Source organism: Methanoregula sp. (genome assembly GCF_003170075.1).
Classification (GTDB): Archaea; Halobacteriota; Methanomicrobia; order Methanomicrobiales; family Methanospirillaceae; genus Methanoregula.
This window is the reverse complement of the sequence record NZ_PMZU01000062.1, coordinates 20,754-43,563: the sequence shown is the minus strand read 5'-3', so window position 1 is coordinate 43,563 and position 22,810 is coordinate 20,754. Positions and strand designations below refer to the sequence as shown.

Genomic DNA, 22,810 nt, shown 5'->3' with positions numbered 1-22,810 from the left:
CAATCAATGAGGGGAGAAGACTCCAAAATGAAGTATGGAACGTCACATGCCTCCGGTGAGGCCGGTACCATCACCATCTTCAACCCGAAAACCGGCCGTGTGGAAGATGTAGTTCCGATTGTAAAGACCGACGCCGGGTGGCAGGAACAGCTGACGCCTTTGCAGTTTGCGATTGCGCGAAAGCGGGATACGGAGTAGCATTCACCGGCAAGTATCATGACTGCAAGGCACATGGCATCTACCAGTGTGCCTGTTGCGGTACGGCGCTCTTCTTATCTGAGACCAAGTTCGATTCCGGTACCGGCTGGCCAAGTTTTTCTGCACCGGTCTCTTCACTCAATATCCGCATGAGTATAGACAGATCAAATGGCATGGAGCGTACTGAAGTCCTCTGTGCCCGGTGCGGAGCACATCTCGGGCATGTATTCGATGACGGTCCCCCGCCCACAGGCAGACGCTATTGCATGAACTCGGCAGCTCTTGTACTCCGGCAAACGCCCCTGGCGACGGACCCGGCGGGCTGACCTGGATCTGCTTTACCCTAAAAAAAAGTCAATCTGGATCTCACGGTCTTTGTTTTTCTGAAGTACGTAATCATCAGGCTATGTATTTTGGCCTGGAATCCCGTGGTTTTTTGGGAATGCCCGCCCCAGATTAAAAGTAATTCATGGATCTTTTCACCAGCCTCCTTATCGGAATTGGACTATCGATGGATTGTTTTGCGGTGTCGCTTGCGATCGGCACGACAACACGATCACAACTCCGGAAAACCGCACTCGTCATTGCAGCCAGTTTTGGTTTTTTCCAGGCAGGAATGACCATTGTCGGCTGGATTGCCGGCACATCCCTCTACACTGTAATATCTGCGTACGATCACTGGATAGCATTCCTGCTTCTCGCCGGTATCGGGATAAAGATGATCCACGACGGGATGAAGGAGGAAACCGGGACACACTTTACAGGTCTCCATGTGATTCCGGTACTTCTGTTGTCGGTTGCGACCAGCATTGACGCTCTTGCCGCTGGTGTCTCGTTTGGAGTATTGGGATATTCGGTGTTGGTACCAGCGATTGTGATAGGCCTGGTCTGCTTCGCGTTTTCTTGTACCGGAGTGATGTGTGGTATGCGGCTCGAAAAAATTCTCGGGAACAAGACAGAAATCGCCGGTGGTGTGATCCTTATTATGATCGGTGCTCAGATCTTATCAGAAATTTTCCCCGTCTGACGCGGTTGCTGCATGCCTGGGCGGCATCCGTCCGTGGTCTTTATGTGGTTATCCGCTAACGGATGAGTGGAAATTATGGAAAAAAAGGACGATCTGAGCGGGATCGAGACGATCATCGGGTACCATTTTTTTGAGCGGCAGCATCTGATCCGGGCCCTGACCCACCCGGCCTATGCAAACGAACTGATCCAGAAAAACCGGATCTGCCTCACTCAGGATGCCTACAGTACGCTCGGCGACGCGGTGCTCAAGACCAGCCTCATCCTGTTTTTAATGGAGAAAGGCCTTCAGGACAAGGGCACTATTACGCAGGCAAAGGAACAGCTTGAGGATAACCGGAGCCTTGCCAAAATCGGCCGGCGCATGAAGATCAAAAGGTTCATCCGGCTCGGGCGCGGGGAAAAGGACCTTTGGCAATCCGGGGAAGATACAATCCTTGCCGACACCATGGAAGCCATTATCGGCGCGATCTACCTGGACAGCGATGCCGGCCTGGGGGTGGTCAGGCAATGCATCGGGACATGGTTTGAACCCGAACTTGCGCGGATAAAAAGGGAAGAACTCCCAAAAAAGAAGATTAAACCTCCTCTTTCCTCGACTTCCAGACGTGCACGACCCAGATGAATGACCCGGCAGTCGCTACGATCGTCGACCCGATGAGGAGCGGTACGTACCACCACTGTGCTGCCATCTGCCCGGCCATGATCCCGCTCCCGGCGATGGTTGCGATGGTGTTGGGGACCAGAAAGGCGGTGCCGAGCACGGTCAGGTAAGCGGTAACAAGGGCAAAACGGTTGTTGAGGCTCTGGAGCTGGTTGTTGTAGATGCTCTGCATCACCTCAAGACCCGAGGCGAGCACGTTTGACATCTGCTCGGAGAGCTCGATATGGCGTTCGATGTTGTCCGAGAGGATCCCGATCCGGCCCAGCAGTTTCTCATCGTTTGTGATCAGGTCAGCGTCCCCGTACTGGAGCGAGTTTATCACGTCTTTTGTCGCCCAGAGCACGTTGAGGTAATCGATCAGCACGTGTTTCATACGGTAGATACTGTGGGCGAGCTGCCTTTTTGCGATGTTCTCCTCGATAAGGGACTTGCTGATCGCATCGCCGTGCATTTCGATCTCTCTGAGGTACTCGAAGTTACGGTCGTTATTCTCGTCGATGATCCGCTCAAGCATTAGGGTGATCTTGTCGCATGTGCACTCGGAACTGATGCGCTTAAAAAACGGCTGGGCATACCGGGAGAACCGGAGCAGGCGATTAATATCCTCGGAATGGACTGTCAGGATAAAATTTTCGCGGATCAGGACAAAGAGCGGGTGGACCGTCATATTGTCGCTCTTCATGGTCACTGACGGGAGCATGATGCCAAGTTCGGTATCATAGTCCTCGTATGCTGAGTAGAAACCCGTGGAGAGCTTGGGGATCGGGAGTTTCGTGAACCCGGCAAGCTGGGCGATCTGCTCGATATTCAGTGCATCATCCTTCGTGCTGTAATCGATCCATGCGATACTTGCACTAGGAATTGCCGCAAGGTATTCCTCCAGCGGGCAGTCGATGAGCCGGTCGATCCTGCCATCTTTGGACAAAATAATGCAAAAGTTGAGCGGAATCGGACCTGCAGCCTGCGGGGACGATGCTTTCTGGGGATCTTGCGGGGACTGGGGGGTGCTCTGCATCTTCGTGGTGGCACATCCTTTGAATATGACCGGTTCACCGGTCATTCCTGCGATAGCTGTTATTGCGAGTGGGAGTGTATAAACGTAGCCGGAGACCTACGAGACGTCCGAGCAGGCCCCGCCGTCGCAATGCGAACACTCATATCCGATGCCTGCACTACGGGTGGTACAGGTGGCATGATGGAGCAGCAGCCCATGATCCGGCCCGGTGGGCCGGCACGGAATTTCTCGCTTAAGGATCAGAACGACAGGACCTTTGATCTGTATGAGCAGTCGGGAAAGAGGGTTCTTGTCTCGTTTCACCCGCTCGCATGGACGCCCTATTGTGCCGCCCAGATGCAGTCGCTCGAGGAGAACCGGGCACTTCTCGCATCGCTGGATACCATCGCGGTCGGGATCAGTGTCGATTCTCTCCCGTGCAAGAAAGCCTGGGCAGAAAGTCTTGGGATCACCCATACTCCTCTTCTGTGCGATTTCTGGCCACATGGCAATGCTGCCAGGACGTACGGGATCTTCAGGGAGGCAAACGGTTTCTCCGAACGGGCAAATATCGTCATCGATGGGAACCAGAAGGTTGTCTTTGTGAAGATCTACCCTGTTCACAGCGTCCCCGATATCAAAAAAATCATTGGGTTCTTACAGCAGTCGAGAACGGCGTGATTGTCAGGCCGCATCCCCGGTGTACCTGTACTTGTCGCAGGAATTGCATCCTCTTTATGGTGGACTATCCCACAGGGGTGTCACTAGGTATATCCGTTCAGCAGGTGACATTCCGTCCATGAAAATCATCCGGATTATGTGTTCCTGCCTGATGGTTTTGCTTGTTCTGATCTGCGGCTGCATGGCTCCTGTTGCTTCTCCTCCAGATTCTCCCACTTCTCCGGCAACCACGTCCATTTCGACACTGGTACCTGCGGCAGCTGAACATTTTACCCTCACCGTGGACTCGGTCGCACCCGGTGCCACGCTCCCTCAGGAATTTACCTGCACCGGGTCGTCCCGGACGCCCGGCGTCTCCTGGGAAAATGCCCCGGCAGGTACCAAGAGTTTTGTCCTGATCCTTGACGATCCGGATGCACCGTCTGGGACGTTTACCCACTGGCTCGTTTACAACATCCCCCCGGATGCCATGAGTATCGATCCGGGTCAACCTGACGGGAAAGTGCTGTCCGACGGGGCCCAGAACGGTGTCAACAGCGCAGATTCACGCGGGTATTACCCGCCCTGTCCCCCGCCCGGGAAAACCCACCGGTATATTTTCCGGCTGTACGCGGTTGACATGATCATCTCCCAGCCGAACGCTGACCGCTCTTCCATCGACTGGGCACTTAGTGGTCACATGCTCGGGGAAAGTCATGTAGTTACGACCTTTAAACGATAACAATCTACGGTGCCTGACCTTCATTTTTTGGATCTGTACCCGCCGGTTCGCGGACCGACAGGATAAATATAGCACAGACTATGAGTGCGAGTATACAACTTGCAAAAAATCCCGCGATATATCCGACCATAGTGACAATAATCCCGGTTAAGAGCGGTCCACCGGACTGGCCGATATCCATGATCGATGAGAGAGCACCCATGGACGCCCCGATCTGTTCTTTCTCTGCAACATCCGCGACATATGCGCTCGTTGCGACCGTGGAAAGCGACATGCCAATACCAAAGACAGCGCTGACAAGGAAGAACTGGGCAAACGATACAGCAAGGGGGATTCCTGCGACAGCACCACCGGTAATGGCGAGCCCTGCAACGATCTGGATACGTTTGTCCACCCGGTCCGCGATCCTGCCAAAGAACGGCTTTGTCCCGGCAATGAAGACTACCTGTGCAGCAAAGATGATACCCGTCTGGTACGCACCGATTCCCAGACTGAAAAGATAGAGCGGGAGGAAGGTTTCGACAGCCCCGAACGCGAAATAGGTCGCCATGTCAACACAAGCCGTGCCCCGGAGCCGGCGGTTGGAAAAGAACGTGACAAAACTCTCGCGGAAAACACAGAACGGGAGGGTATCGAGCGGGAGCGACTGTTTTTCCGTATAGAGCAGCGTCATGATAAAGACCGGCACCGCGGCAAGCGCTGCGGCGATATACACAACCCGGTACGGCAGCAGTCCGGGGTACATGGCGAAGTACGAGATGATGGCGCCTCCTGCAAGCGGTGCAAGCGCCCGGCCGACGAGCGTTGCGGAAGAGTACTGTCCGAGCATCTCTCCCTTGGTCACCGGGAACCGCTCGGCAATAACTGCGGAGATGACCGGCCCGAGGATCGCTGTTGCCGTCCCGTGGAAAAACCTGACCGGGATGAGCCAGAGCGGCGCTGTAATAAACAGATACAGCACCGGAGCGATAAGAAATACCGCGCCTGATGCGACAAGCAGCCGCTTTCTTCCGATATGATCGGAGATCACACCTACAGGAAACGAGAAGAGGATGCCGGCGAGCGGGGAGAATGCCGCGATAAGGCCGATGATAGTACTGTCGGCCCCGATTGCCTGCGAGAAAAGAGGCAGCACCGGGTTTTTCGAGATGGTCGTCGAGAATATAGAAAAAAAGCCCAGCAGGAAAAGGTAATACATCATCCTTCGTTCAGGGACAAAGGCACGTGCCACCGCGGTATCACGCAGATTCATTGCTACCGTGAGTGGTTGGGTGCACCGTCATCATAAGGGTGTCTCTTGCGGCTCATAATCCAAAGAAGCGCCTGTGTTATTTTACTGATATAACAGGAAATAAAAAAGAAATGCTCACGGCCGGGGCTGCTGCTGGGTGGCGCAGTGGAATGTCCCGAATCCCTCGACCATCGCACGGGCATTTACACCGGTTACAGTCCGGTCCGGGAAGATTTCCTGGATGATACGGAGTGCCTCCTCGTCATGGGAGTCGTCAAAGACCGGCACTATCACCACGGTGTTCCCGATATAGAAGTTCGTGTAACTTGCCGGGTACCGTTCATCGTCACTGATAATCGGGGCAGGCATCGGGAGTTTTATAATAGTGAAGGGTTTGTTCTCCTGATCGGTCGCCCGGGTCAGGATCTCGTAGTTCTCTTTGAGGGCCGCGTAATTCTCATCTGCAGGATTTTCTTCGTACGCACAGACAATGGTTGATGGTGAAACAAACCGTGCGATATCATCGATATGGCCATCCGTATCATCGCCGGTCACACCGAGGTTCAGCCAGACGATCTTTACCGCTCCGAGATATTCTTTGAGATAGTCTTCGAGATCTTCCTGTGTGAGTTTCGGGTTCCGGTTCGGGTTGAGGAGGCAGGCGCGGGTGGTCAGTACCGTACCCCTGCCGTTGGTATCAATTGAACCGCCTTCGAGAATAATTCCCGGCCGGAAAACGGGCAGGTCAAGCCACCGGTTCATATCCTTTGGGACATTTCCATCGGCGATCTGCTCTTCGTATTTCCCGCCCCACGCGTTAAACTCCCAGCGGACCATCGCAGTTTTTTTCAAGGCCGGGTTCACCACGAATGTCGGGCCGTAATCACGGATCCATACATCGGAATAGGTGATTGTCCGAATTGTGACCCGGGACAGGTCGATACCTGTGCTTCTTAACCGTGCCTTTACCATCCTGTTTATCATGGGGTTGGGGACAAAGAGCTCGACACGTTCGGATGGCGTGACTGCAGCAATAAATCTGATATACCCATCCTCCACCTCCTTAAGGTGAGGGAATGTGTTTTTGTTATGTGGCCATGATAGCCATACGGCATCGTGCGGCTCCCACTCCGCAGGCATGAAAAAGCCCAGTTTTCTGGGGGTATCTCCTTTGCGGGGAATGGGTGCCGTCGCATCGTGTTCCGGCACCCGTGAGCAGACGGTGCCGTAAGTATCGGGACGGCGGTTCCTGAAAAACCCCCACGAGTCCCTGATTGCGGTGTTCATCCCCACATCGATATGGGCGACAACAGTCTCTTCCGTATCTCCGGCATGGGCAAGCAGTTTTCCAAACGCATCGCAGACAAACGATCCCCCGAAGAACCGGATATCTCCTTCCTGTCCCACCCGGTTGACCGCAGCTACATGCACGCTGTTTGCGATTGCATGGCTGCGCTGGATCAGTTCCCATGCCTCCTGCCAGTCTCCTTCTCCCGGTGGTTCCGTACAGAGGTTTCCGATCGCTGTGGGGTAGAATATCATATCCGCCCCGTCAAGGGCCACGCACCGGGCCGCCTCCGGGAACCATTGGTCATAGCAGATGAGGACAGCGATGCGCCCGTACCGGGTGGCATGCACTGCATAGTAATCTCCCGGATAGAAGTAGCATTTTTCAAAGAATCCCGGATCCTGCGGGATATGGACCTTGTGGTAGGGTGCATGAAGGCTTCCGTCGGCATCGATCACAACCGCTGTATTGTAGAACCGTCCGGATGGGGTTCTCTCGAAAACCGGGACGATGATGACTGCTGCATATCGCCGGGCGAGCCGGGCAAATGCCTCTGTCGATTCACCGGGAACGCTCTCGGCAAACTGATCCGCAGGTATCCCTACCTGCTGCGGGAAGTACCTGGTACGGAACAGTTCGGGCAGGCAGATGATCTGTGCCCCGTTCTGTGCAGCAGTCTCCACACGTGCAAGCGCCGTTTTAAGGTTCTCATTCATGTCCGGCCTGATCTCCATCTGGATGAGCGCGACCGTAAGAGTGGTGTGATCCATGCGCGTATGCTCTTGCTCTAGAGGGTTATTGCTCCATAAATATCATGCTATCCAAAGATGACCATTTCGCGGGCTTCCTCTCGTGACGGCAGGGCATCAGTTAAGGTTATATGGTATCGCCATTATCCGTCTTCTGCGAGGTTGACTTCCTCTTCTCGAGCCACTCGGTGAACTGGCCCATGAGGGAGAGCACAGCCGGCATGATGAAGATCGCGCCGATGAGGGAGAACCCGACCGCGATCAGGGTTGAGACCCCAAAGTTACTTGTGATGGGGAAACTGGCGAGGCAGAGTGCCGAGAACCCGAAGAAAGTAGCGAGGCCCGAGACCGTAATCGCGGTTCCGATTCTGTTTACACTTTCCTGGATTGCGGCAACATGGTCGTGGAGCCGCTCCTCCTCCTCGCTGTACCGTTCCATCACGAGAATGGTATACTCAGCAGCCACTCCGATGGTCATGGAGCCGAGAGTTGCAGTCAGCGGAGAATACGAGATACCCAGAATATACATCGCCACCGAGTTCCAGCCAACGACCAGAACGATCGGAATGAGCGGCGAGATTGCGTGGATATGCCGGTACACGAGGGCAAGGAAAACAAAGATCAACCCAAAGCCGAGATAGGTCATCTCATCCTTGGAGGATGAAAGACCCCCAATCAGAGTGGTAAAGAGATCAAAGCTCCCCACCGGCTGGACAGTGATGCCCGGGAGCGGTTGGAGGAACGAGATATCATTCACCATCACTTTCTTGAGGTTCTCCTCCTGGGGAATCTGGAGATTGATCATTCCAAACTGGATGACGCCCCTCATCGAACCACTGAGGTATTGGTCTTTCACACTGGAAGGTATTTTATCAAGCGCGGCATCCAGCTGGCTCTGGGTCTGGGGCATCTCCCCGCCATTGTAAGCGAGGATGTACGTGACGATACTGGTCGATGAGGTCAGTTCCGCGTGTCTGGAAAGTTCATAATCCTGGAACGATTTCATCCATTGTATCGTATCGAGGTCCGTGACCCTGCCACCCTGGACGTAGAAATCGGCGGTACTCATTGCACCGAGGACACGTGTGACTTTGTCCATCTGGATCTTTGCCGGCATGTCGCTGGGGACGAAATTGTTCTGGTTAGCCTCAATGGCGATGAGCGGGTCGAGCTGGAACCCGATTGCTGCGATGAGCGCTGCAATAAGGAGAATCGGGACCGGGTTTTTTGCGATCTTGACGGAGGTGCTGGTGAGGAACTGGCCATATGACCAGGATTTCTTCTTCGGGGCCGGGAGCGTATCGCAGGCCTCCTCGCCGACTGCATAGCAGACCTGTGGAGCCTGCTGCTTTGGCTTGTAGTGGATAACCTGGGCGACGGCCGGTATGCCCACGAGCGAGATGCAGTAACAACTCATGATCCCGATCATGGCCACCAGCCCGAACGACTGCACCATGGGAACGGTGGAGATGAACATTGCCGTAAATCCGAGCGACGTGGCCAGCATGGCGTACATCACGGCCGGCCCGGTGCGGGTGATGGTCATATAGACCGCATCATCCAGCGAACCTTTCCGGGACTCCTCGTCCAGCCGGGCGTGGAACTGGATCGCGTAATCAATCCCGAGTCCGATCATGACCGGGAACGCCCCCATCACCGCCATGTTGAGCTGGATGCCAGCCAGGCCCATCAGGCCAAGGGCTGTGCTGAGACCCAGGCCCACAAAAACGACCGGCAGGAACCGGTAGCTGACGTAGGAGAAGAGCAGGCCCATGACGATGACCATCAGAATCATGGCGGCACCGATCAGGACCCCCATCTGGGATCCCATCGCCGCTTTCATCTGGGCGGTGAATGCAGGACTCCCCGAGACTGATACTTTCACGCCAGCCGGTGGCTGGGAGTTATCGACAAGGGACTGGATATTGTTGAGGGTGGCAGTTTTGGTATCATCCGAGAGGCCCTCACTCATTGGGATCTGCACGAGTGTCAGGACGTTTGAGGGAACGGCAACCTCCCGGGTCGCTTCGGGCATCTGCCGGACGAGTGCATCGATCTCCCCTTTCGACTGGGGAAGCACGCCGTTATTCTCACTTTTAAGGATATCCACGACGCTGGATGCGCTGGCAATGTTTTGCTGCTGCCGGATATCTCCTTCCAGCCGGTTCATGTAGTTGAGCACGTCAGGATTCAGGGGATCGCTGGTCTCGACGATCAGGATAAGGGAATCTGCTGCAAACGTATTGGTGTACTGGGTGTTCGCGATGCCTTCCGGTGAATTCTTGTCCAGGTAGGTATCGTTGCCGGTCGCCATGGTGATCATGGTCATGCCAACAAGGGCAATGATGAAAACCACACCGATGATACCGACCACCAGTCTGGGCCGGTGGTTGACCGTTCGCGCAATTTTATCAAAGATCTGATCGATCATGGTAGTCCTGTTTTATGGGGGGTTACCGGTCTTCCGGAACTCGTTATCTTCTCCCGTGGTATCATGGGAATATACCTGTACCAATTTTTCCCCGGTGGAGCCAGTGTAGAAAAGGTGTTACTGGGGTTTGAACCGCTTTGTGTAGATCAGGTAACCAGCAGCGGCAAGCACAACCAGGATGATCGCGATAATAACCGGCAGGCTGAACAGGTCAGTAACACTTTTTGCCGGGACGACATGAACGTTGACTTTCATAGGGTCGGAAGTAAACTGGTTATTAAGCGAATCGCGGTAGATAACCTCGGAATCCAGCCCGTACTCTTTTGCCGTTGCACCTGCATCGACCGAGACATCAAACGCCGCTTCGCGGATGTCGCCAGGAGCCATCGTCCCTAAAAAGGCGGTATCGTCATTGCTCGTGAACGGGTCGACAGCGCTGATCCGGGCCTGCGCGTTATAGGCAATCGCCCCGCCGGTGTTCTGGTACTGGACCGTGAGCACGGATTTATCCCCCGGAGAGATGGTGGTCATTATTGGGGTAACGCTGAAGTCCACTTTTTCACCGACCGGAACCCCGACGGTCTCGATCGCGGAATCCACGTAGTCTCCTTCAGAATTCTTGTAGTTTACCAGCACATCGAGCGGGTACGTCTTCTGCTGGGCATCGCTTGATACCATGACCCGGAACCGGCAGTCGGTAACAGCGCCAATGGGGAAATCCCCGATATAGACGCTCCCCTCCGTTGGCGTAACCGGGCTCTGGCCGTTTTCCTGGATCCGGACTACCGCGTTCTGGCCATCTTCATACCCGACATTCTTTACCGTTAAATTGATGTACCCCTCGTTCCCCGCGTTCAGGTTCTCGGTTTCAACATCAGGAACCGCAATCTGGACTTCGGCTTTTATTTTGATCGGGATGCTGACACTCTCGTTAATATTCTTGTACTGATAGGTGAGCAGGTCGGTGCCTTCCTGTTCTGCCTGGTACAGGTAGGTGTAATTCAGAACGACCGGGATCTGGTAGGTTCCTGCAGGGGCATCCTGGTTGACCTTGATATGGAACGTCGCGGTGGCGCTGGTGCTTGCCGGAAGATCCCCGACGACCTGCGGGTCAGCCTTGACAACGAGGGGTGCATCGGCCGCACCCAGGGTCACCGTCAGCTGTTTTGCCGTGTTGGAGAGGTCGTTGGGGTCGACAATCCCGGACTGGACGATCTTGAACTGGTTGAGCCCCGTGTTCTCGATGACGACCTGCAGGTTGATATCGTCGCCCGGGGAAAACTCGTTGGTCCCGGAGATATGCGCGTTCAGCTCAGGGCTGCCGGCCATGTATTTTGTCCCGGCAAGGGCCGGGGTGACCGCTAGCACTGCAAGAACGATCGATACGAGGCACAGAAACCACAGGGCGCTGATGCGGCCCCCCGAAGAACGACTTCCAGTTCTTGCAACATCCCTGTTACCGGGAGATATGTATCCGTTTATTTCACTCATGCCGATCCTCGAAGAGGTTATACAAATCTTAGTGCAGTTTGAAATTCTTACCATATATATCCCGATCCTAACCTATACATTTATCATCAGAGATTTCTCCTGGCACGCAGTTTATACCATAAATTTGTCTTCCTTTAGCTATTTTTTGGGTATCGCATCCGTTAGGAAAATCCGGTATACGATCCTTGGTATCCCTGTAGAGTGTCTTTTCCTGTGCTTCCTCCAATTTATTCGAGAGTGCGTCTGAAAGTGACGATTCCTAATATGATCATTGCCGTTGAAAAGATCAAAAGGGCAATGAGATCGTTCCCGATCACGTTGAATCCCTGGTTCCTGAGAATGATGCTTCTCAGGGCATGGATGCCGTAGTATTCGGGGTTGATGATCGTAATCCAACTTAACCAGCCCGGCATCCCGATCACCGGGTAAAAAGCACCCGAGGTCATGAACAGGACCATGTTGAGGAATGCGATGACCGATGCGTACTCCTGTTGGGTTGCGAACCGGGATGCAAAGGAAACAACAAGGCTCGTCACCCCAATACAGGCTATCAAAATCACCAGCAGGACCAGCAGAAAGTCCTGAAAACTCTGGAGGATGATGCCGGTGATCAGCAGATCGATCCAGAAGATGGTACACCCCGCGATGAAGGCCCGGACGGTGCCGCTTAAAATGATCCCCATGATGATACTGGAGCGTTTGATCGGAGTGACCAGGTAACCTTCGTGGATGCCGTTCTCCCGGTCCTTGATGAGCGCGATCCCGCCGCCGAACATGGTCGCGCTAAAAATTGCCATCATGATCACACCCACGCTAAAGAACTGGATATACTTGATATCCCCGTAGATCTTGTCAACAAGGACAGGGTTATGAGCCCCAAGACCCAGCATAACCTGGTTTACCGCCGCTTCAACAAGCGCGGGTGTTATGGAGTCGGAACTATCGAGGTAGACTCGTACAGCATTGTCGTTTGAAACCGATGAGGGAAAGACGATCACTGCCGATAGTTTCCCGTTATCCAGATCCTGTTTGGCCGCGGCCTCGTCTGCATAAACGGTGACATCCAGCATTTTCTCGGCATCTGTCTGGTCGATATGGTTGAGCTGGTATGCGGCGCTCGTAAAGAGCGGCGTGTCGTTGTAGGGTGGGACTTCCTGTACCACCCCGACCGGGATGTGGGTGATGGTGCCGCCCATCGCATTCCCGAAGATGACCAGGTACATGATGGGCATAAGGAGCGTCATCATGATGATGAACGGGTTGCTCAGGAACTTCTTGAAGTCCCGTTTGAAGATCGCAAAAGCGCTTCGTAGCATCATGGGCATCACGGTGATCGCCTCCTGCCAGTACCCGGCGTCTCGTTTCCATCGCCGTTGCCGCTGTCAAGGCCCTTACCTGTCAGATAGATGAAGATATCCTCAAGCGAGGGAGAGTGGATCGAGATCGAGATAATGGGGATGGCGTACTGCTCGAATGCGGCAAGTATGGCGGGGATCACCCGGCTGCCGTTGGTCGCCGAGATCTTCACATTGTGCTCGACGACCGATACCGCATTGACGAGGTTGATTTTCCGGATCGCTTCTTCTGCCAGCGGGTCCATGTGATCTACACTGATCTCAATGAGGTCGCCGGCCGGGATCAGATTCCTGAGGTTTTCCATGGTGTCAAGAGCGATGAGACTGCCGCGTTCGATAAAGGCGATCCGGCCGCAGAGTTTTTCCGCCTCGTCCATATAGTGGGTGGTGAGAATGATTGTCGTATGCTCTTTGTTGAGCAGCATGATCTGCTGCCACACCTCCCTGCGGGCCTCGGGATCGAGACCGATGGTCGGTTCGTCCAGGAAAAGGATGAGCGGGCGGTGGATGAATGCCCGGACAATCTCGAGCTTGCGCTTCATACCCCCCGAGAACGTGCCAACCGGCATATATGCCCGATCGGCAAGACCGGCCATTTTTAAGAGTTCCCAGATCCGGTCCGGGAGGATGCTGTCCGGGACATTTTCGAGTTTTCCGTAGAACTCGAGATTGTCGTACGCGGTCAGTTCGGAGTCGCTGGTGTAGTTCTGCGCGCAGACGCCGATGATTTCCCGGATCTTCTCGGGATCTTTGAGGATATCGTAGTTGTCCACGAATGCCTGCCCCGACGTCGGGGAGAGGAGGGTCGTGAGGATCCGGATAAGCGTACTCTTTCCTGCGCCATTTGCCCCAAGAAGCCCGAAAATCTCTCCCCTCATGACCTCAAAGGAAACGTCGTTTACAGCAATCACGTTTTTTGTCTTGCCGGTAAAGACCTTGGAGAGGTGATCGATCCGGATGATAGCTGTACCGTCAGCCTGCTCACCTCCCTCTGATTCTACCGGTGTGCTGTATAGAACACCCTCCGGTCTGTTCAGAGTCCCGTTGTGATTTTTTCCATCGGGAACAGGATCTTTTTCGTGACCGAACAGATGCACTTCGTCACCCCTGCTGGAGTTTTGTAAGGATCTGGTACGCATCTTCAAGTGCCGTACATAGTTTCCCGATCTCGTGGTCATCGAGATTGGCTAAGCTTTCTTTGAGATCCTTTTTGGACCATGAAATCAATTCTTTGAGATATTTTTTACCCTTCTCTGTTATTGCGAGATTGATCACCCGGCGATCGGTTGGATCGGGCCGGCGCTCTACCAAACCGTCAGCGATCATCAGGTCGGCTAGCCGGGTCATGTACGGCCGGGAGATATAGAGGTGGCTTCCGATCTCCGACATTGGCATTGATTTGCATTTCATGAGCACCCCGAGCGTATGGAGCTGTGCCACTTGAACCCCGGTGATTGTATGCCTCTGTCGCATCACGTTCTTGTAGTAGAGGGGAATAAGGGCAAGCAGCGCATCCGCCGCCCGGTCCCGGATATCTTCCGCCATATCGTTTCAAATCCCGGAATAGTTTTGCCACTTAATAGTTTAATAAGTGAACTATTCTACCAGTGAAGTATCTGCAAAAAAACGGACGGCTCGTGATCATCGATATCATGGCGCTGCATGATACACCAGAACCTGGAAGAAAATAGATGCACCAGAGAAGCCCCCGGTGGAGGGGCAAAAACGAGCGCGGCTCCGATGTCACACGAGTTACCTTGTCACGATCAGTGTGGCAATCAGCACCACACCGAACGCGGTGATCACGAGACCGGCGAGCCGGTTGATCAGATGCAGTCGCTCTCTTGTAAGATAACTTCGCATGGAACCCAGTGTCCCGCACAGGAAGATCCACCAGCCCATTTCTCCGATAAATACTCCGACCACAAAAATCGCGGGGGTTACCCAGGTACTACCGCTGATCACCACACCGAAACTTGGGATAATGATAGTAAAGAAGAGGATGGTGAGCGGGTTTGCCAGCGTGAAGGCAAGCATCGTGGTATAATCGGCAAGGTATGACTCCTTCTCGGGATCTGTTGTAACCTCCGGGGGCGCGGTAAAGACGATACGGAGACCCACCACAATAAGAGCGAGTCCCCCGAACAGCCGGAAGAACCACTGGCGGGTGAGCAGGAAGTCAGAGATGAGCGCCAGGCCAAACGCTGTTACCGCTGCATAGAAGGCATCGGCTGTGGCGATCCCGAGGCCGGAAGTGATGCCGTGCAGGTGTCCATGGGCGAGCGAGCGCTGGATGCACACAAACGCGATCGGGCCGACCGGCGCGGCAAGTGCAATGCCGATGATGATGCCATGGATGAACAGTCCGGTCTCCACTTACATGCACCTTTTTTAGCACTGCCTGTTGCCGAAGTTGATATCACAGCAGGGACGGCGCACGAGCGTCTTTGAGAAGCGGGCATGTCTGGGCACCGGATTTTTGTCCCTGCATGGACATTGTACCGTTACTTGTTGCATGTCCCCCATCATCAATATGTTACATGCGGGATGCCCTTTTTGTACCGTGTCCTGTCCCCGGAGCGGCAGATAAATAAAAAGCGCGGGCACCGGTACGGCTGCGGCGATTTTATTTCAGAAGAAAGCGCCACGCAAGACCGGCGATGCAGATCGCCGAGCAAACCACGATGAGCGCAATGTTAACCGCTTTCTCGCGCCCGGTCATATCAGACCAGCGGGACCGCTGCTGCTTCATGATGTACCCGATGAAAAGGCCGATTGCGGTACCTGCCAAAAGGCCGATAATGGTAACCATGGCAAGGGACAGGAAATCAGTGTACATATGATCATCGTTGGTTTGTGCTGCAGGGATATAAATCACCGCGAGGGGATGCAGGTTCCGCCCTCTCCCGTACATTCACCCCCAAACGGGGGGAAACCTGTTTTTCTCCCAAAAAAACCGGTGGATACAATGGCATTGTACTGTCGGTGTGAGAGTTTATGATGATTTAAGGTGAAATAATACAAGCATACGATCCCGGGTCTTTACCGGGAAAGGAGAAACTATTATGATCTCACTGCGGTTTTACCGCATCTATGATATCGGCCGGGAGATCGATATCGACTGGCTGGAGAAGTCTCTGGCCCGGAATTACTTTACGGCCCGTACCAGTTTTGTCAGGGTCAAGCCGAAATCCATTATGATCGAGTCGGTCCCGCTTTTGATCCGGATGCTGCCGGTCACGGTGGAACGGGAGGGGCGCTCGTACGAGTTCTCCGCGGTCGCCCGTGTCTACGATATCGGCGTTATCAGCCTCTGTTTCATCTACGATGACGAGAATGCCGACCACCGGGAACTCGAAGATATCGCGTTCCGGTTCGCCGGCCAAGAAGGGCTCTCGGACTTCTTCCTCCAGTATCTCAATACCCTCGGGGAGATCATCAAGCCGCACATCAAAAATTTTGCCATTGACCCGGACTTTTACGAGGATTACACGATCTACGTGACCGACCGGCGGGACGACTCGATCGACCCGGTACCCCTGCTCCTTGGGGACCGGACCTGCGTGTCTCCCCAGATCCGGGAGGATATCCTAAAAAATTCCCTCAGTTACTCAAACGAGGATCTTGCGCTTATTTCCTGGGACTCGGCCCTGCTGTGCGGCCCCGAGAGCCCGACCGATATCATCGATCTGATCGAGTTTGCAAACGTGCAGGTGCTCGAGCTCCGGTACTATGACCGGGAGCTGACTCGTGAAATGGCGCGGATGTATGACGATATCGAGCACGCGGATCGTCTCTCATGGTTCAGCAGGAGCCGTCAGTACCATGCGATCATGAAACACCAGATGAAGATCTCTGCGGAGATCTCGGAGACGATAGAAAAGGTTGACAACCTGATCAAGGTGACCGAGGACATCTATTACGCCCGGGTCTATGCGACGGCGTTAAAGATCTTAAGAAGCGGGCAGTGGAGCGAGAGCGCGAGCCGGAAGATCGCGGTGATCCGGGAGAACTACTCAATGTTGTCTGATGAGGTGCGGATACAGCACTCGAATTTCCTGGAATGGGTGGTCATCATCCTCATCGCCTTTGAGATTGGGGTGATGCTCTGGCAGAGTATCCGGTGAGGGTCAAACGCCAGCATGCCCTTTTTTGCAGTATGTCTTGGTAAGCCCTCTCTCATTTCTGTTTCAACCCTTATGAAACACCTCACACAGCACACTCGCTGGTTTCTCTCCAGACCGACACCTTCATGTTCCTGAAAATCCTCGGAACAATTATGGTTCCTCGCACCTTTCGCACCTGGCTCCTGCCCCTGCTCTGCATCGCCCTCCCCCTTATCGTAGGGATCGTCGGCTCGTTTTTTACGGCGGGAAGCATCCCGGGCTGGTATGCCTCGCTCAACAAACCCGCGATCAACCCGCCGGGCTGGATCTTTGGTCCGGTCTGGACCGTGCTCTACATCCTGATGGGGATCTCGCTCTACCTTATTCTCCGCGATGGTACGGAGCGCGCCCCGGTCCGGCAGGGTGTCATTCTCTTTACCGCCCAGCTCGCCCTCAACCTCCTCTGGTCGATCGTCTTCTTTTACGGGCACGCAGTAGCGGCCGCTCTCGTGGTGATCCTGCTCCTCATTGTCCTGATTGCAGCAACTGCGATCTCGTTCAGGCGCATTTCAGTACCGGCTGCATGGCTGCTTGCCCCGTATCTCGCATGGTGCTGTTTTGCCGCAGTACTCAATGCACAGATCTGGCTGCTCAACGGATTTCCAGTGTGACGTGCGGGCGCTATATCCCGGTGGTAACAATGGCACCCGGCCCAATACAGGTTCAGACCCTGCGGTATGGAGGCAGCGGAGCGCTAAAAACACATCATCGGATTACGGATGATCTGATATGGAATGTCTTAAAAAAGAGGAAATAATTATAGGGTTATGTACTTAGAACCGGGGTTTTCTGTGTTTTGGCAGGCATTCCTGACAATACACTGGCCTTCCTTCGGTTGGCTTAAACGGTACTTCGCACTCTTTTCCACAATCGGAACAGGTGACCTTTGTCATTTCACGTGGGCCGGAGTCTCTGGGACCGCGACCGCCAAAATTGGATGATCCATACATAGCTTTCACATACAGTCAAAAAACTGTGATAGTAAACATGCTGTCCCGGCTTAAGTACTTCTGTATGGTAGCACAGGAAAAACCGGTGAATTTGAGCGCAAGGAATGCACGAGGACATTCCCCAACGAGGATCTTTTGGAAAAAACCAGCGTGATCGTCAGGTCTGAGGCTGCCGGGGCTTCTGGACACTGCAGAGCTGGCCGATGTTATTGATACTGTATGATGCGAGAATCATCTCATCGCTCATGCTCCGCTCCCCGATTCCGATTCGGGTCAACCGGTCGCGGATCAACCGGATCTTCTTCTCGTTTGTCAGCATAGATGAGAAGATACTCTGCCGTATGAGACGATGAAACAATGGTTTGCCGGCACTATTTGCCAGTGAATATGTGAATAAAAAAAACAGCAGCGGATTAGAGGTACCGGTTCTTCCGCAGCCAGTCCACCTGGGGCGGCAGGTACCGGTAAATAATATCGCACTTATCGTCCTGGAAACTCCACGGGACAATGATCAGGGTATCCCCTTCCCGGATCCAGACGCGCTTTTTTATCTTTCCCTTGATCCGCCCCATACGGGTGACCCCGTCAAAACAGCGCACCCGGATATGGTTTGCCCCCATCATCAGGTCGGCGGAACCAAACATCTCGTTGTTCCATTTCTTGGGCAGCCTGACCCGGACAAGTGGCGTCCCGTCAGGATTTACTGCATTGGGATCGAACTCGTTGTTCCCCTTTCTATGGTTATTATCGGTGATGCCAACAACTCCGTATATATTAACGGCGTCAGGAATCATTAACATATCCATCAGGGTCCCCCCAAATGTCCCAGTCTGTGTTTTTTTCCTTGAGCCGGATACCCGATGCCGGTTCCGTGCTGAAGTCCCGTATATTTTTCCCGTTGTACTCCCTATAAAAAAAGTATGTCCGCACAATCTACTCCCACTTCTGTTTCTCATGACACTATAATATCAGTCCTTTCGGGACTTTTTGGGGGATTTCTTGGAGTGGCAGCTGCTCTTGCTCTCGCGCTTTTCATCGTTCCTTCCAGCCAGTACCTGTCATTCGACAATTATCTCCAGATTATCACGGCGTTTACAGGAGCGGCCGTATTCCTCTGGCTCTATTTCCGGCACGGGCGCGGGACCGGCCTGCTCTTCGCTGCCGGGGCGTTGGCCCTCTGGGGCATCGCAGATGTTGCATGGTATACAGCCGTGCTTCTCGGGGCAGGGAACATCACCTTCCCCAGCCTCATCGATATGGGTTTTGTCGCCGCGATCCTGCTCCTTTCCTCGGCTTACAACCGCATCTACCCGAGAAAGCAGGTCCGGGGACTGATCCTGCTCGCGGTTCTGCTCCTGATGCTTGTCGTGCCGCTCGCCATCCTCGCCACGGGAGGCATCACCCGGCAGGCGCTGATGATCCTGCTCTACTTCTTTGCCTGTGGCTTGCTCATCATTACGGGGCTCAACCACTCGCTTCCCGATCACCCGATGGCCCTTGCCGGGACACTCCTCTTTGCCCTCGCGTTCATGGTCTATCCCATACGGGAGACGTTCTTTGCCGGCAACCCGTATCTTTCCATCATCGGGGCGTTCGTGGCTGCCGGGTTTTCCCTGATTGTCCTGGGCATCCTGACGTCAGCAACATGTGTCTCCCAACCGGAACCTGCACAGGCAGAACCGCCCCTCGATCCCTGAACGGTACGTGCAGCGGGGAACATCCCCTTCCCCGGATATCCCTGTCACCTCCTATTTTATAATCTCAGTTTTTCCCACTCCCCATCAGGTTCCCCTTCCTGTATCCCGAAGTCTCCCGTATCAAAAAAGCACCTGCTGCCGGGTATCCGGCTTCCACAACCCGGAGAGCCGGAGGCCGAGCCGCCGGATCTTCCTGCCATCATAGAGTTCCCGGAGAAGTTCATGCGCACAGCCACGGATCGTGGCCTCGTCGTTATGATTATGAGGCAGGGACTTTGCCTTAGTTTTTGTCACAAATCCTTCGTACCGGATCCTGACTGTAACGGTTTTAAAATAGAGATTTTCTGCGGCAAGAGACCGGTACACCTCCCCAATGAGTGCCTCCATAGTGGCGACAATCTCACCTGAATCACCGGTATCCTGCCCAAAGGTCGTCTCCTTTGAGATGGATTTTATCCCGTCGGGCTCCACGACTTCGCTCTCATCAATGCCAAGAGCCGCTTCGTGTAGTGCCACTGCGGAGCGTCCAAAGCGCGCTAGCAGGCCCTGCACGTCGTATGCGGCAAGGTTGCCGATGGTCTGAATTCCCAGGGCATGCAGTTCCATCTCTGTTTTGTTCCCGATCCCCGGGATCCTGCGGACCGGAAGCGGTGCAAGAAACGCCGGCACATCCCCGGGTTCGACCACGGTCAGGCCATCGGGCTTGTGGAAATCCGAGGCGATCTTTGCAACAATCTTTGTCGGGGCAATACCGAGCGAACAGCTGATCCCGCATTGGATGCGGATCTCGTGTTTCATCTCTTCAGCCCGTTTCTGCGCCGCAATAAAATTGCCGAGAGGGCTTACGTCCAGAAATGCCTCGTCGATACTTACCTGCTGGAACCGGAACCCTGGCGACCGTAGGATCTCCATGATCTCTTCGGATACCTGCACGTACCGGGTCATATCCGGGCGGATGAAAACGGCGTCCGGGCAGAGTCGGTAGGCCTGCGATATGGGCATGGCAGATCGGATGCCGAACGCCCGGGCCTCGTACGAGCAGGTGGAGACAACCCCCCGGCCTGTTCCCCCCAGCGGGTCGGCGCCAACAATAACCGGTTTTGCAGCATATTGAGGGTGGTCGCGCATCTCGACTGCTGCATAGAAACAGTCCATATCCGCATGCAGGATAATCCGGGGGGACGTGATCCCCGCATCGTAGGTCATGGTATTCTCCCCCTCCCTATGAGTGTGCCCCCGTCCTGCTTGACCAGATCCATGTCTCGGTGCAAAGGTACCGGTTGCCGGCCCGCGTTTAACCTGCGGATACGGCGAAATCGCTTAAAGTGCACTGCCGCTGTTTAATACTCTCCTGGAGCAACGTGGTCTCTGTGATGAACCGCTGCACCGGCAAGGTGAACCGTTCTGAGATATGCGCGAGGGCAGACCGGATATCCTCGAACTCGGTTGCCGGTTTACGCATTGCGCTCCTGACATTTTCCCGAACATTGAAAACGCCCATGGGCACATAACCGGGCAGCGCCTCGCGCAGGATAATGGCGCCAGCCTGCCGGTGCTCCTGTGCAAGCGCTTCGAGTACCGCCATCTTGCAGGAATAGTAACACCCGCCAAGGGGCGAATAGCCGGTTTTGCCTCTGAATCCCTCATGATCCGAGAAGACATATTCCTCGTTTCCGAGCACGTGCAGGAACGCCTCGGTCCACTCGTACTGCCACGCGGTCGGCATCAGGAGCACTGCGTACCGGTTGTGCAGGCTGGAAAACTCGTGGAGCCGCCAGGTATCGATCACCGGGCACTTTTTCACTTCGGACAGGTACCGGTCTCCAATCATCGTGTCGCAGGCAGTGATCGACCATCGGGTGGGAACGAGGCGGCGGTTCGGTCCCCGTCCCATCGTCCCGGCCGAGAATGCTTTCTGGATGCTGGAGAACGGGAGCCCGGTGCGGTGCAGATCGAGAACAGCATTGCGGGCAGTCAGGTCCGTATCGTAAAAAACTTTTTCAAGGGAATGATCCCAGTTTTTTGCCTCGATCTCGAAACGTTCGAGTGGGGCGCTCGGTCCAAACGGGGCATGCTCTTCTGAAAATGAGTGACCGACCGGTGTGCTTTCAAACGCCGCTTCGCTCTCTATTGAGCCATTGGCAAGGACGATCTCCTGGAGTTTCTCGACAAACCGGTTGTCGAGATCACAGGCATTGGTCATGCGCTTGCCCCGGACAAGGTTCATCCGGTACCCTATGATCTCTTCCTGGGTCCGGTGGCCGGAGATCCACTCCTCGGGCCGGTCTAGGATCCTGGTATCCCCGTGTATGGGGGCGATCATCGGCCCGGCGTATACATCTGGATAGTTCCAGCTACCGATAAAGACTGAAGGCGGGGAGCTGCCGGTCATCTCTTTTCCCACTTCAACCGACTTCATCTGCATCGTTGCAGCGGTTAACTGCTTAAGATACGCCCCTTTGCCAAGGATCATAGGTTATGGACTCATCGGCGCCGGGGTATTAAAGAAGGAGGGTGCGCGGGGAGAAAGTGAACGATGCCCCCCTCCCCAGATGTTACCTGACAAACATTTATGTGCGCCGCGTACGGGATATCTTGTATCCCGTCCCTAACCTGTCGGGATCTTCCAGAGGCTCATCGTATGTCTGGCATTCTGTTCCCGGCGACATGGTCGCCCTATGCAGCCGGCGTCGGTATCGGTGTCCTTGTCTGCCTCTCGTTCCTGTTGTGCAACCGGCCCCTTGGGGCATCCTCTGCCTACGTGAAGGCCCGGGGGCTGCTCGAAAAAGCTGTCGATCCACATGTCGAAGAGAAGAAGGAATATTACCGTGAGATCGCGCCCCGGGTCGACGGGGTGCTGATGATCCTGCCTGGCATCGTTATCGGTGCATTTATCTCGGCCGTTCTTTCCGGTCAGTTCCATCTCTCATGGGTACCCGGCCTCTGGTCGGCAACGTTTGGCGATAACGCCATCGTCCGGGTTCTCGCTGCGTTCGCCGGTGGTATCATCCTTGCGTTCGGGGCGCGGTGGGCAGGCGGATGTACGAGCGGCCACGGCATCAGCGGTACCAGCCAGCTTTCGGTTGCAAGCATCGTGTCCGCGGCCTGTTTTTTTATTGGGGGCATCGCTGCAGCATTCGTAATATTCCATGTTGTGGGGGTGTGATG

25 protein-coding genes are annotated in these 22,810 nt (G+C 54.6%); 10 read left to right on the top strand and 15 right to left on the bottom strand.

Annotated elements, in window-relative coordinates; all coding sequences use genetic code 11:
• Window positions 1–27: 27 nt before the first annotated feature.
• The 4 genes from QZN75_RS10040 (at window position 28) to QZN75_RS08330 (ending at window position 1,849) form a co-directional block, all read left to right on the top strand.
• Window positions 28–198, top strand: a complete 171-nt coding sequence (locus QZN75_RS10040; RefSeq protein WP_394339497.1) for a hypothetical protein — start codon at window positions 28–30, stop codon at window positions 196–198.
• A complete protein-coding gene (msrB, locus tag QZN75_RS08340; protein WP_394339496.1) occupies window positions 138–524 on the top strand; it encodes a peptide-methionine (R)-S-oxide reductase MsrB in 387 nt (128 codons plus the stop codon). The genes QZN75_RS10040 and msrB overlap by 61 nt, the downstream gene beginning before the upstream one ends.
• Before the next feature lie 143 nt (window positions 525–667).
• Window positions 668–1,225 carry a manganese efflux pump MntP family protein gene (locus tag QZN75_RS08335; RefSeq protein WP_292427287.1) on the top strand — a complete coding sequence of 186 codons (558 nt, stop codon included), beginning with the start codon at window positions 668–670 and terminating at the stop codon, window positions 1,223–1,225.
• Window positions 1,226–1,300: 75 nt separating this feature from the next.
• Window positions 1,301–1,849 carry a ribonuclease III domain-containing protein gene (locus QZN75_RS08330; protein ID WP_292427285.1) on the top strand — a complete coding sequence of 183 codons (549 nt, stop codon included), beginning with the start codon at window positions 1,301–1,303 and terminating at the stop codon, window positions 1,847–1,849.
• Here the strand turns inward: QZN75_RS08330 and QZN75_RS08325 are convergent.
• Complete coding sequence (locus QZN75_RS08325) at window positions 1,803–2,948, bottom strand: CorA family divalent cation transporter (RefSeq protein ID WP_292427283.1); 1,146 nt, start codon at window positions 2,946–2,948, stop codon at window positions 1,803–1,805. The genes QZN75_RS08330 and QZN75_RS08325 overlap by 47 nt on opposite strands.
• A gap of 132 nt (window positions 2,949–3,080) precedes the next feature.
• Between QZN75_RS08325 and QZN75_RS08320 the strand changes: the two genes are divergently transcribed.
• Entirely contained in the window at window positions 3,081–3,563 is a 483-nt protein-coding gene (locus QZN75_RS08320) for a redoxin domain-containing protein (RefSeq protein WP_292427280.1), read from the top strand.
• Between the two features lie 118 nt (window positions 3,564–3,681).
• A complete protein-coding gene (locus QZN75_RS08315; protein ID WP_292427277.1) occupies window positions 3,682–4,284 on the top strand; it encodes a YbhB/YbcL family Raf kinase inhibitor-like protein in 603 nt (200 codons plus the stop codon).
• A 4-nt stretch (window positions 4,285–4,288) separates the two neighbouring features.
• Here QZN75_RS08315 and QZN75_RS08310 read toward each other — a convergent pair whose 3' ends face one another.
• The 9 genes from QZN75_RS08310 to QZN75_RS08270 all read right to left on the bottom strand — a co-directional run bounded on the left by QZN75_RS08310 (window position 4,289) and on the right by QZN75_RS08270 (window position 15,668).
• Window positions 4,289–5,536, bottom strand: coding sequence for an MFS transporter (locus tag QZN75_RS08310; protein ID WP_292427274.1), 1,248 nt, complete (start codon window positions 5,534–5,536; stop codon window positions 4,289–4,291).
• Between the two features lie 114 nt (window positions 5,537–5,650).
• Window positions 5,651–7,573, bottom strand: a complete 1,923-nt coding sequence (locus QZN75_RS08305) for an agmatine deiminase family protein (RefSeq protein ID WP_292427271.1) — start codon at window positions 7,571–7,573, stop codon at window positions 5,651–5,653.
• A 106-nt stretch (window positions 7,574–7,679) separates the two neighbouring features.
• Window positions 7,680–9,983 (bottom strand): RND family transporter, encoded by a 2,304-nt coding sequence (locus tag QZN75_RS08300; RefSeq protein ID WP_292427269.1) that lies wholly within the window; start codon window positions 9,981–9,983, stop codon window positions 7,680–7,682.
• Window positions 9,984–10,100: 117 nt separating this feature from the next.
• Window positions 10,101–11,474 (bottom strand): COG1361 S-layer family protein, encoded by a 1,374-nt coding sequence (locus QZN75_RS08295; RefSeq protein WP_292427266.1) that lies wholly within the window; start codon window positions 11,472–11,474, stop codon window positions 10,101–10,103.
• A 227-nt stretch (window positions 11,475–11,701) separates the two neighbouring features.
• On the bottom strand, window positions 11,702–12,793 hold the full coding sequence (locus QZN75_RS08290; protein ID WP_292427264.1) for an ABC transporter permease: 1,092 nt from the start codon (window positions 12,791–12,793) through the stop codon (window positions 11,702–11,704).
• A gap of 5 nt (window positions 12,794–12,798) precedes the next feature.
• Complete coding sequence (locus QZN75_RS08285) at window positions 12,799–13,926, bottom strand: ABC transporter ATP-binding protein (protein ID WP_292427262.1); 1,128 nt, start codon at window positions 13,924–13,926, stop codon at window positions 12,799–12,801.
• A gap of 4 nt (window positions 13,927–13,930) precedes the next feature.
• The gene (locus QZN75_RS08280) at window positions 13,931–14,374 is read right to left on the bottom strand and encodes a MarR family winged helix-turn-helix transcriptional regulator (RefSeq protein WP_292427260.1); all 444 of its coding nucleotides are present in this window, start codon (window positions 14,372–14,374) and stop codon (window positions 13,931–13,933) included.
• Window positions 14,375–14,581: 207 nt separating this feature from the next.
• The gene (locus QZN75_RS08275; protein ID WP_292427258.1) at window positions 14,582–15,205 is read right to left on the bottom strand and encodes a LysE family translocator; all 624 of its coding nucleotides are present in this window, start codon (window positions 15,203–15,205) and stop codon (window positions 14,582–14,584) included.
• A gap of 250 nt (window positions 15,206–15,455) precedes the next feature.
• Complete coding sequence (locus QZN75_RS08270; protein ID WP_292427256.1) at window positions 15,456–15,668, bottom strand: hypothetical protein; 213 nt, start codon at window positions 15,666–15,668, stop codon at window positions 15,456–15,458.
• A 226-nt stretch (window positions 15,669–15,894) separates the two neighbouring features.
• Between QZN75_RS08270 and QZN75_RS08265 the strand changes: the two genes are divergently transcribed.
• Window positions 15,895–16,956 carry a hypothetical protein gene (locus QZN75_RS08265; RefSeq protein ID WP_292427254.1) on the top strand — a complete coding sequence of 354 codons (1,062 nt, stop codon included), beginning with the start codon at window positions 15,895–15,897 and terminating at the stop codon, window positions 16,954–16,956.
• Between the two features lie 152 nt (window positions 16,957–17,108).
• Window positions 17,109–17,606 (top strand): TspO/MBR family protein, encoded by a 498-nt coding sequence (locus QZN75_RS08260; protein ID WP_292427252.1) that lies wholly within the window; start codon window positions 17,109–17,111, stop codon window positions 17,604–17,606.
• 162 nt (window positions 17,607–17,768) lie between these two features.
• On the opposite strand, the gene QZN75_RS08255 is transcribed toward QZN75_RS08260, so the two are convergent.
• The 3 genes from QZN75_RS08255 to eif1A form a co-directional block, all read right to left on the bottom strand.
• Complete coding sequence (locus tag QZN75_RS08255; protein WP_292427250.1) at window positions 17,769–17,945, bottom strand: CxxC-x17-CxxC domain-containing protein; 177 nt, start codon at window positions 17,943–17,945, stop codon at window positions 17,769–17,771.
• A 157-nt stretch (window positions 17,946–18,102) separates the two neighbouring features.
• Entirely contained in the window at window positions 18,103–18,264 is a 162-nt protein-coding gene (locus QZN75_RS08250) for a hypothetical protein (RefSeq protein ID WP_292427248.1), read from the bottom strand.
• A gap of 94 nt (window positions 18,265–18,358) precedes the next feature.
• Complete coding sequence (eif1A, locus tag QZN75_RS08245; protein WP_292427245.1) at window positions 18,359–18,751, bottom strand: translation initiation factor eIF-1A; 393 nt, start codon at window positions 18,749–18,751, stop codon at window positions 18,359–18,361.
• A gap of 198 nt (window positions 18,752–18,949) precedes the next feature.
• On the opposite strand from eif1A, the gene QZN75_RS08240 reads away from it, so the two are divergent.
• Window positions 18,950–19,642: a hypothetical protein gene (locus QZN75_RS08240; RefSeq protein ID WP_292427243.1), complete on the top strand. Its 693-nt coding sequence runs from the start codon at window positions 18,950–18,952 to the stop codon at window positions 19,640–19,642.
• Between the two features lie 120 nt (window positions 19,643–19,762).
• Here the strand turns inward: QZN75_RS08240 and dinB are convergent, their stop codons facing one another.
• Complete coding sequence (gene dinB, locus QZN75_RS08235; protein ID WP_292427241.1) at window positions 19,763–20,848, bottom strand: DNA polymerase IV; 1,086 nt, start codon at window positions 20,846–20,848, stop codon at window positions 19,763–19,765.
• 88 nt (window positions 20,849–20,936) lie between these two features.
• A complete protein-coding gene (locus QZN75_RS08230) occupies window positions 20,937–22,115 on the bottom strand; it encodes an Nre family DNA repair protein (RefSeq protein ID WP_292427238.1) in 1,179 nt (392 codons plus the stop codon).
• Between the two features lie 168 nt (window positions 22,116–22,283).
• On the opposite strand from QZN75_RS08230, the gene QZN75_RS08225 reads away from it, so the two are divergent.
• Complete coding sequence (locus QZN75_RS08225) at window positions 22,284–22,808, top strand: YeeE/YedE thiosulfate transporter family protein (RefSeq protein WP_292427236.1); 525 nt, start codon at window positions 22,284–22,286, stop codon at window positions 22,806–22,808.
• Window positions 22,809–22,810 lie beyond the last annotated feature (2 nt).